Origin of the sequence: Paenibacillus sp. FSL P2-0089 (genome assembly GCF_038595095.1) — a bacterium.
Classification (GTDB): Bacteria; Bacillota; Bacilli; order Paenibacillales; family Paenibacillaceae; genus Paenibacillus_AQ; species Paenibacillus_AQ silagei.
The window spans coordinates 5,440,092-5,453,811 of the sequence record NZ_CP152006.1 but is presented as its reverse complement, the minus strand read 5'-3'; the positions used below and the strand labels follow the sequence as shown (position 1 = coordinate 5,453,811).

The following is a 13,720-nucleotide window of genomic DNA, read 5'->3' as shown; positions in this document are numbered from 1 at the left end:
TGGAGGTATGCTATACTATTGAGACGAGAAGTTTCATAGATTCTGGTGTCGCATAGAGTGCCAGGGTTCAACGGAAGGAGTCTGCTGAAATGACGGTTAACTTCATCATCGGCCGCTCGGGCAGCGGCAAGACGACTACAATATGGGAGCGGGTATCCTCCAGGCTGAAGGCAGAGCCGCTTGGGGCCCCAATCATTATACTTGTTCCCGAGCAAGGATCATTCGGAGCGGAACGGGGACTGCTGGCGGCGGGCGGCGTGAAGGGGAGTCTGCGCGCCCAGACGCTCAGCTTCTCGCGGCTTGCCTACCGGGTGAAGCAGGAGACCGGCGGCAGCGCAAGTCTGCCTATCAGTGAAGAAGGCAAGAAGATGCTGATCTACAAGATTATCAGCAAGCGCAAGGAGGAGCTGAAGCTGTTCGGGGCTTCCTCGGACCGGCCGGGATTTGTGGAGCGGCTCAGCAGTCTGCACACAGAGCTTAAGCGCTGCTGTCTTGGAGCCGGAGACCTGGAGGAGCAGATCGGCAGAATGCGGGATGCCACGCTGGGCAGCCCTATTCTGGCCGGGAAGCTGGATGATCTGCATCTCGTCTTCAGCGAGCTGGACCAGGAGATGTCACAGCTCTATATAGATGAAGAGGACAGACTGGCCGAACTGGCTGAGCATATTGCGGACTCTGCCTATATCCGCGGCGCCGAGATCTGGGTGGACGGCTTCCACGGCTTCAGCAACCAGGAATTCATTGTCTTGCGTGAGCTGATGCAGTACGCGGACACAATGACCATTGCGCTCACACTGGACCGGATCCATCCGCCGGGCGTTGCCCCTCATGAGCTGGAGCTGTTCCATCCGGCGGCGGTTACTTACATTAAGCTGCGGGGAATAGCGGAGGAGATGGGACTTACCGTATGGGATGAGCTGCTGGCTCCGCCCGTCCTGCCAAGGTTCAAGGACGCTCCCGTACTCGCTCATCTGGAGCGCGGATTACAGCGCCGGCATCCCTGGACGGGACCGGCTGAACAGGTGAAGGAAGCCATCAGCATCCGGGCTGGGGCTTCACGCCGCACCGAGGTGGAGGGCGTGCTGCGCGAGATGCAGGCCCTGGCCAGAGAATCGGGGGCCAAATATGGGGAAATGGCGGTATTCATGCGCAATATGGCTGATTATGAGCCGCTGATTGCCCCGTTATTTCAGGACTTCGGCGTTCCGTTCTTCCTGGACCAGAAGCAGAGTGAGCTGCATCATCCGCTGGTGGAATTCATCCGCTCCGCTCTCGATGTCGTCCGCCGCCGCTGGCGTTATGAAGATGTGTTCCGCTGCGTGAAGACAGAGCTGCTGCTCCCGCTGGACGGAAACATTACCCGTGCCGATATGGATGAGTTGGAGAACTATGTGTTGGCCTGCGGCATTCACGGCTATCGCTGGACGGACGGGCGCTCCTGGAAGGGGATTCCGCGCCTCTCCCTGGAGGGCAGTGAGGCTGTAGATGAAGCCATGCTATCCAGAATGGAAGCCTGCCGGAGTGCGATTACAGGACCGCTGCAGGCATTTGAGCAGAGAATCAAAGCCAGCCGCAGCGGTCTGGAGCTATGCCGGGCGGTATATCTGCTGCTGGAGGATACGGAAGCGGCACGGAAGCTCGAAGGGATGGGAGCGGAGTCACTGAAGCAAGGCCGCCCGGAAGCCGCCCGGGAGCATAGCCAGCTCTGGGGCGCTGTTCTGGGTCTGCTGGACCAGATTGCCGAGATGATGGGCAAGGAACGGATAGATTTCAGCCTGTTCGCCGGGGTGCTGGAGACCGGGCTGGCTGAGCTTAAAATGGGGCTCGTCCCGCCCGCACTTGACCAGGTGCTGGTAGGTACGATGGACCGTACCCGGGTGTCGGGGGTGAAGTACGCCTTCCTGCTCGGTTTCAACGAAGGAGTGGTTCCGGCACAGTTCAAGGAAGACGGCATTCTGTCCGAAGGGGAACGGCTTATGCTGGAGAAGTCCGGTATGGAGCTTGCGCCGGGCTCATCCCGGAAGCTGCTGGATGAACGTTTCCTGATCTACAATGCGCTTACGACGGCCAGCAAAAAGCTGTGGATCAGCTATGCTGTAGCTGACGATGAGGGGAAGGCGCTGCTGCCCTCGGAGGTTATCCGCCAGCTGCAGGGAATGTTCGCGCAGCAGTTAGATGAACAATTCCTCTCAGGCTTCCCGCAGAGCGGCAATGATGACGACGCTGTCCATATGGACTTCATCGGCCATCCTGAGCAGACGCTCCGCATGCTGCTGCTTCAGCTCCGCCAGTGGCGTCAAGGGGCAGAGATCCCCGGCATGTGGTGGGAGGTCTATAACTGGTTTGCGGCGGAGCAGGGTGCAGACAAGCCTGCGGATGAACAGGCAGCGGAATACCGCCATGCGGATCTGTCCATGAAGCTGAAGCTGGAGCGGCTGCTCGGCTCGCTGTTCTACCGCAATGAAGGCATACGGCTGAAGAAGGAGACCAGCCTGCGCCTGTATGGCGGCTCTACGCTGCGCGGAAGCGTGTCACGAATGGAGCGGTTCGTTGCCTGCTCCTTCTCTCATTTCGCTTCCTACGGACTGAGGCTGAAGGAGCGCCAGCTCTATAAGCTCCAAGCTCCGGATATCGGGCAGCTTTTCCATGCGGCCCTTAGTGAAATGGCGAAGCGGCTGCAGGAGCAAGGCCGCAGCTGGGGCAGCATGACTGCGGAGGAATGCCGCCGTGAGGCAGGGGCGACAGTGGATAAGCTGTCTCCGCTGTTACAGGGAGAGATTCTGATGAGCAGCAAGCGCTACGGCTATATCTCGCGCAAGCTGAAGAATATTGTCGGCCGCGCTTCGGTCATCCTCGGGGAGCATTCGCGGCGCGGGAGTTTTGAGCCGGTCGGGCTGGAGCTGGATTTTGGCCCGGGCCAGGAGCTGCCTCCGCTGAGAATTACACTGCCGAACGGCTGTGTTATGGAGGTGGTCGGCCGGATTGACCGGGTGGATAAGGCTGAAGGGGAGCAGGGGATTCTGCTGCGGGTGATCGACTACAAATCAAGCCAGAAGGATCTCAAGCTGCATGAGGTCTACTATGGGTTGTCGCTACAGATGCTGACTTACCTTGATGTGCTGCTGACCTATTCCGAGCAATGGCTGGGCCAGGAAGCACTGCCTGCCGGGGCGCTCTATTTCCACGTTCATGATCCGCTCCTGACCTCAGCCAACGGAATGAACCGGGAGCAGGCAGAGCAGGAGCTGATGAAGCGCTTCAAGATGAAGGGCCTGCTGACCGCCGACCGTGAGGTAGTATCGCTGATGGATACCACACTAGACAAAGGGTATTCCTCTATTGTTCCGGTAGCGCTGAAGAGTGACGGCAGCTTCTATAGCAGCGCATCTGTAGCTACCCCAGAGCAGTGGGGGCAGCTGCGTTCCTCGGTGCGCAGCACGATCTCGGAGATCGGGACCAGCATTACGGAGGGGGATGTGACGATACAGCCTTATCGTATCCAGCAGGAAACGGCCTGTACCTTCTGCTCCTTCCGTCCCGTCTGCCAGTTCGATGAAGCGGTGGAGGGCAATAGCTATAACATTCTAAGTAAGCCGGGCAAAGAAGTGATCTGGGATCTGCTGTCCCGCAAAGGAGGAGAGAAGCTGTGAGCACAAGACCTGTACCCGAAACGAAGCCGGAAGGCAGTCTGTGGAGTGACGACCAGTGGCGCGCCATTGCCGAGAGCGGCAGCGATATTCTCGTGGCAGCGGCAGCCGGTTCCGGCAAAACGGCAGTCCTTGTCGAGCGGATTATCCGCAAGATCAGCAAGGAGGAAGCGGGCTTCAGTGTGGACCGGCTGCTGGTGGCAACATTCACCAAGGCTGCCGCCTCCGAGATGCGCCAGCGTATCCGGGAAGCGCTGGAGCGTAAGCTGGAGGAGGACAGTGAGGGCGGGAACGAATATCTGCGCCGCCAGCTTGCTCTCTTGGGCAGAGCCTCCATTACCACGCTGCATTCCTTCTGCCTTGAAGTAATCCGCCGGTATTACCAGATGATTCCAATCGATCCCGGCTTCCGTATCCTGAATGAGCATGAGGCGGAGATGATGCGCCAGGAGCTGCTGGAAGAGTTGCTCGAGGAGAAATACGGCGAGGTTGCCGAGGACGGGGAAGATACCCTGTTCGTGCAGCTTGCAGACTGGTTCAGCGGTGAACGGAGCGATGATGCGGTGCATTCGCTGATTCAGCGGCTGCATGATTTCGCGCGCAGCCATCCCTGGCCTGCGCAGTGGCTGCGGGATACCGCAGCCGACTTTGCGCTGCCGGATGCTGAAGCTCTTAGCCATACACCTTGGGTGCAGAGCATTCTTGCCGAAGCCAGGCTGACGCTGAAGGGGGCGATCAGCCAGCTGGAGCAGGGGCGTGACATTGCGCTTCAACCCGCCGGTCCGGCGCCTTACGCGGAGAATCTTGCTGCCGATCTGGAGATGGCGCAAGGCCTGCTGGACGCGGTGGACTCACAGCCCTGGGCCGGATTGTATGATATCTTCATGGAGATCTCCTTCGGGAAGCTGAAGCCCTGCAAGAAGGATGCCACTGATCCGCTGCTTCAGGAGAGTGTGAAGGCAATCCGGGATCAGGTGAAGAAGAGCCTGCTCGAGCTGCAAAAATCTCTGTTCGGCCGTCCGTCGGAATCCTTCCTGAGTGAACTACATACGGCGGCTCCGCTGATGCAGGAGCTGGCGGAGACCGTAATCGCGTTCGGCGAGCGCTACAGGCTGGAGAAGGCGGGCCGGGGGCTGGTGGACTTCAGTGATCTGGAGCATTACTGCCTGCAGATTCTGCGCCATAAGGACTCGCAGCCGGGGCATTCGCTACCGTCGGATGCGGCGATGGAGTACCGCAGCCAGTTCGACGAAGTGCTGCTGGATGAATATCAGGATACCAATAGCGTACAGGAGGAGATTGTCCGGCTGATCTCCCGGGAATCCCCCGGCAACCGCTTCATGGTCGGGGATATGAAGCAGAGTATATACCGGTTCCGCCTGGCGGAGCCGGGCCTGTTCCTGGACAAATACCGCAGGTTCAGTAATGATCCATCCTACGGAGACAGTGCAGGTAGCACCCTGCATGTCGTTGAGGCAGATGGCCGGGCGGGGGCTGATCCGGGACAGGAGGAACGGGAAGATGGTCTCGTCATCGATCTGGCCCGCAATTTCCGCAGCAGGATGGAAGTGGTGAATGCGGTGAATATGGTCTTCCGGCAGATCATGGACAGCAATGTCGCGGAGATCAGTTATGATGAGCGGGCAGAGCTGGTGTACGGAGCGAACTTTCCGGGAGCTGCGGAGAAAGGTGCGGATATTTATTTTGCGCCGGAGCTGCTGCTGATCGACAAGGGAGCCTCTGCCCCGGGTCCGGCGGACGAAGCGGCAGAGGGCGATGAGCTGCCCCTTCTGGAGCTGGAGGCTGCCGAGAGTGAGACGGCGCAGCTGGAAGCACGGGCCATTGCCCGGCGTATCTCACAGATGACGGGAATGACCGGCGGTGAGCCGCTGCTGATCTATGATAAAGGACTGCGGATCATGCGTCCCGTGGTATACGGCGACATTGTCATTCTGTTGCGTTCGGCCCGGGTATGGACGCCGCTGATGATTGAGGAGCTGCGGGGTGAAGGTATTCCGGCATACGGGGACCAGAACAAGGGGTATTTTCAGGCTACCGAGGTGGAGATTGCCCTCTCCCTGCTGCAGATTGTCGATAATCCCCGACAGGACATTCCTCTAGCCGGAGTGCTGCGCTCACCGGTGGTGAATCTCCAGGAGGAGGAGCTGGCGAAGGTGCGGCTGTGCAGCAGAGGGACGTTCTACGATGCGTTGGTTGCGGCTTCTGAAGCAGGGGAGGCACTGCGGGACAATCCGCCGGATCTGTTCTGGGAGGCCGCGCTGCTGGCGGGACAGGGGGCCGGTACCGGTGACACAGCCGGAGAGACAGCCGCCTCGTCAGAGCTTACGCCATCGTCAGGAAATGAGAGTGTACAGGAAGGTATAACTGACGGAACCGATGCTTCGGCGGCGCTGCGGGATATTCCGCTTACGCTGCAGCGTAAGCTTAAGTCCTTCCTGGATAGGCTGGAGAACTGGAGAAATGCTGCCCGGCAAGGAAGCTTAAGCGAGCTGATCTGGAGGATCTACCGGGAGAGCGGGTATCTGGAGTGGGTCGGAGGGCTTCCCGGAGGCTTTCAGCGCCAGAACAATCTGAAGGCGCTGTATGACCGGGCTGTTCAATTCGAGAACGAGACCTCGGCCAGAGGGCTGTTCCGCTTTCTGGTGTTCATCTCACGGCTGAGAGAGAACGGCGGCGATCTGGGGGTTGCCGGAGGAAGCAGCGAGGAGGCCGGGGGCGTCAGAATTATGACGATCCACAAATCCAAGGGTCTGGAGTTCCCTGTTGTTTTCCTGGCAGGTATGGCCAAAATGTTCAACCGTCAGGACCTGCATTCCCCGTTCCTGATGCACAAGGAGCTTGGCTTCGGGCCGCGCTTCGTGGAGCGGGAGACCAGGGTCAGCTACCCGACACTGCCCTATCTGGCGATTAACCGCCGTTCGCGGCTGGAGCTGCTCGCTGAGGAGATGCGCGTGCTCTATGTCGGACTGACCCGTCCGCGCGACAAAATGATTCTGGTCGGCACGGTCAGAGATCTGCCGCGCACGGTTTCGGGCTGGGCAGCGATGCAGGGCCGCGAAGAGCTGCTGCTGGCGGATCACCTGCTGGCCCGGGGCCGCAGCTATCTGGACTGGGTGGGACCGGCGCTGATCCGCCACCCTGCCGCTGCTATTCTGCGTAAGCTGGCAGGCAGTGAGGGCCCGGTATCCACGGTGCTGCATGGTGATGAGTCGAACTGGAGCATTACGGTGACTGGTGCGGCGGAGCTTAGCCCTGGCGCTTTTCTTGCCGGGGACGGCGATCAGGACAAGAACGAACAACGCGGGGTAATTCTGGAGGCGCTCCGCAGGGGCAGGGCGGTGTCAACACCTGAGACCCCGGTAGCTGCGCAGATAGCGGAGAGACTGGGCTGGACTTACCGGTATGCGGCAGCGTCAAGCATCCCTGCTAAGACCTCTGTCACCGAACTCAAGGGGTTATTGTCGATGCAGGAGCAGCCGTCTTACGACCAGCTGGAGGAGCGGAAGCTCCCGGGTGGACCGGACGAACGGAACGAACGCGGGTATAGGGACAGCCTGCATCTCCAGCGGCCGAAATTCATGGAGCAGCGGGGACTTACCCCTGCCGAGCGCGGAACGGCTTATCACACGGTGATGCAGCATATCCCCCTGGATGAGCCGGTAGACCGGTCTGTGCTGGAGGCTACGCTTGCGCGTCTTGAAAGGCTTGCTATCCTTAGCAAGGAACAGGCGGATGCGGTGGTGCTGGAGGAAGTTGAGCAGTTCTGCCGGAGTGAGCTGGGACACAGACTGTTCCATTCTGCCTGGAAGACCAGAGAGCAGCCCTTCAGTTACACGATGCCAGCCGGTGAAGCCTACCGGGGGCTTGACTATCTGGACGAAGCGGCTGCCGGACTTGCGGATGAGCAGGGCGGTGGTGATTTTGCGGAGACGGTACTGATTCAAGGCGTGATCGACTGCCTGTTCCGGGAAGAGGGACGGCTGATTCTGCTGGATTACAAAACAGATCATATCCCTCCGCACGGGGAAGGGCTTGCACAGCTGTCAGACAAATACCGTTTCCAGTTGGAGTTGTACAGCAAGGCGCTGCTGGATATTCTGGGCGAGCCGGTCAGCGAGGTGTGGCTATACTTTTTCGATGGGGGACATGCTGTTAGATTGTGATTGGCGGGGAAGGCTTGCGGTAGCTGCAGCGGATGAGGATGAGGCGGATCTAGGGTGCTACGCGGTATTTTAGACTAATACATGCTTGCGGTCTGAAGTGCGTTGGCTGTCGACTGAAATGATATTTATGGATAAGAGTTCTATGAATGATTCGTAGAGTGGCTTTGCTGGCTGAATGTGGCTGAAGGATCGCCGGGAAGAGCAAGAGTGTATCTAATCTCATCGGTTAAAGGCTGAATGTATGCTATAAGCCGAATGAACCGGCTGGAACAGCGACATATGGCCCGAGTGTATCTAAAAAACAACATACATGGTGCTTGCACGCAGGTGAATGGTCCGAATATATGCGAAAAACAGCATACATTGTGCTTGCGCGCAGGCATATGAACCGAATGTATGTGAAAAACAGTATACATTGTGCTTGCGTGCAGGCATATGAACCGAATGTATGTGAAAAACAGCATACATTCTTTGAATCTATAATTGCCGCAGACAGGCGGGGAAAAGAGGGCGGAAATGCGCATATTGCATACGGGAGACTGGCATCTGGGGCGGACGCTGGAGGGCCGAAGCCGGCAGAAGGAGCAGGAGCAGTTCGTGGATGAGCTGGTTATGATAGCCGACTCCTCCGGGGCGGATCTGATTCTGATGGCGGGGGATGTCTATGATTCAGTCAATCCTCCGGCTGCGGCAGAGCAGCTGTTCTATGACGCGGCGGCCAGACTGACGGCAGGCGGCCGTCCGCTGGTGGTTATTTCGGGCAATCACGACCAGCCGGAGCGCGTAGCTTCCGTGTCCCCGCTTGTCCGCAGACAAGGGATTACGCTCGTCGGAATGCCGACTTCGGAACCGGTCACGGTACATGCTGCCAGAACCGGCGAGGTTGCCAAAATCGCTGCGCTCCCTTACCCCTCCGAAGCCCGTCTCGGCGAGCTGCTCGTGGGGGATAGCGGGGAGGCTGAGCTGAGGCTGGCTTACAGCGCCCGGGTGGGGCGGCTGATGAACCTGCTCGGGCGCGAGTTCACCCCGCAGACCGTCAATCTGGCGATGAGCCATATCTATGTGCTGGGCGGCGTGGAGAGTGACTCCGAACGGCCGATCCAGGTCGGCGGTGCGTATACCGTTGATCCTTCGGCACTCTCTTGCGGAGCGCAGTATACGGCACTCGGACATCTTCACCGCGCCCAGCGGGTCAAGGGCGAGGGGATGATCCGCTATAGCGGCTCCCCGCTGGCATACAGCTTCTCTGAGGCAGGCCAGGCCAAGTCGGTGGCCATGATTGATGTTGCACCCGGTGGGGAGCCGGTGTTCGAGGAGATCTATCTCTCCTGCGGGCGGCCGCTGGTGAACTGGAGGTCTGCGGGCGGATTGCAGGAGGTCTATGGCTGGCTGGATGAGGGCAGGGATGAAGGAGCATTCATTGATCTGGAGCTGCGGCTGACCGAGGCCATGTCCATGAATGATATCCAGCGGCTGCGCAAGTCACGGGAAGGCATCGTCCATATCCGGCCAATCTATCCGCAGATGGAGCAGGAGCTGGAAGAGATGTCCCGCTCCCGCATGCCGGTACAGGAGCTGTTCCGCAGGTTCTATCAGCGCCAGACCGGCGGTGCGGAGCCGGATGACAGCCTAATTGAGCTGTTCCTGGAGCTGGCGGAAGAAGAGCGGACCGAAGCTGTCGAAGGGGAGGAGAACTGAATTGAAGCCGATTCTATTGAAATTATCCGGGCTGCAGAGTTACCGGGCGGAGCAGGAGATTGATTTTGCCAGCCTGACCGAGACGGGGCTGTTCGGGATCTTCGGTCCGACGGGCAGCGGCAAATCCAGTCTGCTGGACGCGATTACACTGGCGATGTACGGCAAAGTGGAGCGCGCCGTGAACGGAACCCAAGGGATTATGAACCATTCCGAGGACCAGCTCAGCGTGGCCTTCACCTTCGAGCTGAACTCCTCTTCCGGGACGCGTCGCTATCGCGTAGAACGGAAGTTCAAACGCACCGGGGAGCAGTCGGTCAGCAATACGATCAGCCGGTTCATCGAGGTCAAGGCGGACGGGGATCTTGTGATGGCCGACAAGCTGGCGGACGTTACGCGCTGTGTCGAAGAGCACATCGGGCTGAAGATGGACGACTTCACCCGTGCCGTTGTGCTGCCGCAGGGCAAATTCGCCGAGTTCCTGTCGCTGCGGGGCGTGGACCGCAGGCAGATGCTCCAGCGTCTGTTCCATCTGGAACAGTACGGAGACGGGCTGGCACTGAAGCTGAGCCGCCGCGTCAAGGAGAACGAGGCGGCACTGCGCGCTCTGGAGGCCGAGCAGCAGGGGCTGGGCAGCGCGGGCAAGGCAGATGTGGAAGCGGCCGCCGTCCGTGTGCAGGAGGCGATCCGTCATGCGGCGGATTGCCGGGGGCGGCTCACGAAGGCTGCGGAGCGCGCCGAGCGCTTCGCCCGCATCCGCGAGCTGCAGGAGGAACGGGCCCGCCGCGAGTCGCAGCGGCAGGCTCTGCTGGCCCAGGAGGAGCAGATCCTCCTCCTGGAGCAGAAGCTCAGCAAGGCGGACGAAGCCGAGCGTAGATTGCCCGCGCTGAAGGCTTGGCGCAGCGCGGAGGAGGCTTGGAAGGCCCGGGCGGCACGCGCCGGGGGCCTTGAGGCCTTGGCCGCCGCCGCCGTGCAGGAGGCGGCAGCCGGGGCGGAAGCGGAAGCAGCGGCCCAGGCTGCGCTGTCCGCAGGCGAGCCGGCCCTCCGCGAGGAGGAGGGCCGGTACCGGCGCGCGCTCGAGCTGGAGGCCGAGCTCGGCGCACTGCACAGCGAGCGGGCGGCGCTGCAGGCGCGCCGCGAGGAAGCCGCCCGGGGCCTGGCCGCCGGGCGGGAGAGCCTGGCCCGGGAGCGTGAGCTTTTGGCCCGTGGCCAAAAGAAACAGTACGAGCTGCAGCAGAGCCTGCAGCCGCTGGCGGTCCGCTCCCAGGAGCGGCAGTCTCTGCAGGAAGCCATGCAGAGACTGCAGGGACTGCGTTCTGCCGAGGCCCAGCGGGAATCGGCAGAACGTGAGTGCCAGAGCCGCGCGGCGGTGCTCGCAGCGGCGGAAGTGCGGCTGGCCGCCGCCGGGTCCCGGCGGCAGGCGCTGGATGCCGGGCGCGGGGAGCTGCTGGCCGCCGCCGCCCTGCACCAGGAAGAGCTCCGGACGGCCGAAGGGGCAGCGGGAGACGCTGCCGGCCGCCTGGAGGGGCACATCAGCGCGCTGGAGGCTGCGCTGAAGGAGCAGGAGGTTCACCGGCTCTCGCAGGCACTCGCCGGTGAACTCCAGGAAGGGGTTCCCTGCCCGGTATGCGGCAGCGAGCATCACCCTTCCCCTGCGCTTGTTCAGCAGCAGGGAGACCCTGAGGAGCTGGACAATAGGCTCCGCCATGTCCGCGCTCAGGCCCGGCAGGCGCTGGAGACGCGCCATCTGCTGCGCAGCCTGCTGGAGCAGGACAGCTCGTGGCTCGCTGGGCTAGCGGGAGCCGCGTCCGAAGAGGCGCTGCACCAGACCGCCGCTGGCGCCGCCGGGGCAGAGGCGGCTGCGGACAAGACGGCAAGCATGACTTCCTACGCCGCACCCGCACCCAAGCTCTCAAGCAGTTCCGGTTCGGATGCCGGATCTGTCACTCTCAGCAATTCCGAGTCCCACGCCGCTTCAGATTCCTTAAACACTTCGGAGTCTCTTGAGGCTTCCAAGTTCCCAAGCAGTTCCGGCTCTTATACAGCATCTGACTCTCTGGACAGTTCCGGCTTCCACGCCGAACCTGATTCTTTAAGCACCCCGGCCTCGGAGTCTCACGACTCCATGGTAACCGCGCGGCTTCCGGATGAACAAGCCTTATCCGCGCTGGATGAACGGTTGTCTGCCTTGAATGATCAGCTGGCCGCGCTCCGAGGACGCTCCGCAGAGCTGCGCCGTGCAGCCTCAGACTGGCAGCGTTCCCTGCAGGAGCTGGAACAGGTCTATCACAAGGAAGCGGCAGGTGCCGAAGCGGAGAAGACCTGGCTGCAGGGACTGTCTGCCAAGGCAGAGGAGCTGGCTGCTTCAGCCGGCAAGCTAAGGGAGGAATGGAGCCGTCTCTTCCCGGAGCTTGCCCCGGAGGAAGCGGAGAGAACGTATCAGGAGATGCTTGGCAAGGATGAACGCGCCGAGGAGATCCGCAGCCGGCTGGAGATCAGCGTCAAGTTCCTGGATGAGAAAAGCCTCGCCGTGCAGACGCTGAACGAGCAGCTGGCCGGGCTGGACAAGGAGCTGGCGCAGTGGGATGCGCAGCTTGAAGGCAAAGAGGCGCTTGCCCGCGATAAAGAGCAGCGCCTTCGCGAAGGGACCGGCGGCCGGCCTGCCGGGGAACTGCTGGCCGGGTGTGAACGCATATTGCTGGAGCTGCAGACTGCGCTGGAACGCAGCCGGCAGGAACACCGCCGGGCAGCGGACAAGGCGCAGGAGCAGACCCGTGAAGCTGCGGTAGCCCGCCAGGCGGCAGAATCAGCGCAGGAGCATTATACCGCCGCCGCCGCCCAGTGGGAGGAGAGTTTGCAGTCTTCGCCGTTCGCTTCGGCCGCAGAAGTGGAGGCCTCATCGCTGGAGACCGGAGAACGGGCACAGGCCGCCGAGCGTGTGAAGTCCTACCGCGAAGAAGAGGCGGAGTGCCTGCTGCAGCTGCGGAGTATTGAAGAGAAGCTGGCTGGAGCTGTGCTCAGCAGCGAAGAATGGCAGGAGAGCCAGGAAACGCTGCTGAGGTGCAAAGAGGAGGACGAAGCCTCGCTTCAGGCCCGTGCACGGGCAGAACGGGATCTGGAGGATCTGCAGCAGCGCCATATCCGCTGGGTAGAGCTGGAGGACAAGCGGGCCGGACATGCGGCGATGCAGGAGCGTCTATCCAAGCTGCAGACCGTACTGCGCGGCAACGCCTTTGTGGAGTATATTGCAGAGGAGCAGCTGATGCAGGTATGCCAGGCTGCGTCACAGCGTCTGCGGTTCCTGAGCAAGCAGCGTTATGCATTGGAGGTGGATTCAGGCGGGGGCTTCGTCATCCGGGATGACGGGAACGGCGGCGTTAGACGTCCTGTGTCCACGTTATCCGGGGGAGAGACCTTCCTGACCTCCCTGTCGCTGGCGCTTGCCCTGTCAGCCCAGATTCAGCTGCGCGGACAATACCCGCTGCAATTCTTTTTCCTGGATGAGGGCTTTGGCACCCTGGACCCGGATCTGCTCGACACCGTTATCACTTCACTGGAGAGACTGCATAATGACCAGCTGTCCGTAGGAATCATCAGCCATGTTCCTGAGCTTCGGGCCCGCCTGCCGCGCAAGCTGATTGTGGTACCTGCAGAGCAGGGCGGCGGGGGTTCAACCATTCTTTTGGAAAAAATGTGAAAGACGGGGTTGGTTGTGATGAGAATCACAGATACACCTCCAACCCCCTGTTATAATACAGCTAAGCCGACATTATTTGAAACACCTCGGCGGACGTATGACAGGGAATGAACTCCTTCTCATACGTCCGCCGCCGAAGCAGCTCATATGAGCTGTGAAGGGTGTTTCTTTTTTTTTGTCTTTTTTTGGGTCCACGCTCAAAACTAGCAACGGTCCTACCCCAAGGAGGGAGCACCCTCCTTTAAGGCAATCGAACAAAATGTATGCGTAAAACCGAACACAATATGGCTGTTGAGGTGTTTGTTGACCAAATGTACACGATAAACCGAATTTATTGTGCCGCCACCCTGTTATAATACAGTCTGCCCTACCTACACCCCCTGTTATTGTGATCCTCCACTCCCTGCCCCTGATATTAACGCTCTGTTCGCGTGACACTTCCACCCCTGCTCCCCTGATCCGCTCCCACCTGATATCCTGACCTCTATTCCCTGATC

General features: G+C 60.5%; 4 protein-coding genes. All 4 read left to right on the top strand.

Going from position 1 to position 13,720, the window contains the following annotated elements; translation table 11 throughout:
• Positions 1 to 89: 89 nt before the first annotated feature.
• The 4 genes from addB to NST69_RS22830 all read left to right on the top strand — a co-directional run bounded on the left by addB (position 90) and on the right by NST69_RS22830 (position 13,223).
• The gene (gene addB, locus NST69_RS22845; protein ID WP_342547223.1) at positions 90 to 3,650 is read left to right on the top strand and encodes a helicase-exonuclease AddAB subunit AddB; all 3,561 of its coding nucleotides are present in this window, start codon (positions 90 to 92) and stop codon (positions 3,648 to 3,650) included.
• Entirely contained in the window at positions 3,647 to 7,831 is a 4,185-nt protein-coding gene (locus tag NST69_RS22840; protein ID WP_342547222.1) for a UvrD-helicase domain-containing protein, read from the top strand. Before addB ends, NST69_RS22840 begins: the two co-directional genes overlap by 4 nt.
• A gap of 516 nt (positions 7,832 to 8,347) precedes the next feature.
• The gene (locus tag NST69_RS22835; RefSeq protein WP_342547221.1) at positions 8,348 to 9,529 is read left to right on the top strand and encodes an exonuclease SbcCD subunit D; all 1,182 of its coding nucleotides are present in this window, start codon (positions 8,348 to 8,350) and stop codon (positions 9,527 to 9,529) included.
• A gap of 1 nt (position 9,530) precedes the next feature.
• Entirely contained in the window at positions 9,531 to 13,223 is a 3,693-nt protein-coding gene (locus tag NST69_RS22830; RefSeq protein WP_342547220.1) for an AAA family ATPase, read from the top strand.
• Positions 13,224 to 13,720: the final 497 nt, after the last annotated feature.

Excerpts from the sequence above, each read along its gene's own strand:
- addB (WP_342547223.1), top strand. The coding sequence starts at position 90 with ATGACGGTTAACTTCATCATCGGCCGCTCGGGCAGCGGCAAGACGACT.
- NST69_RS22835 (WP_342547221.1), top strand. The coding sequence starts at position 8,348 with ATGCGCATATTGCATACGGGAGACTGGCATCTGGGGCGGACGCTGGAG.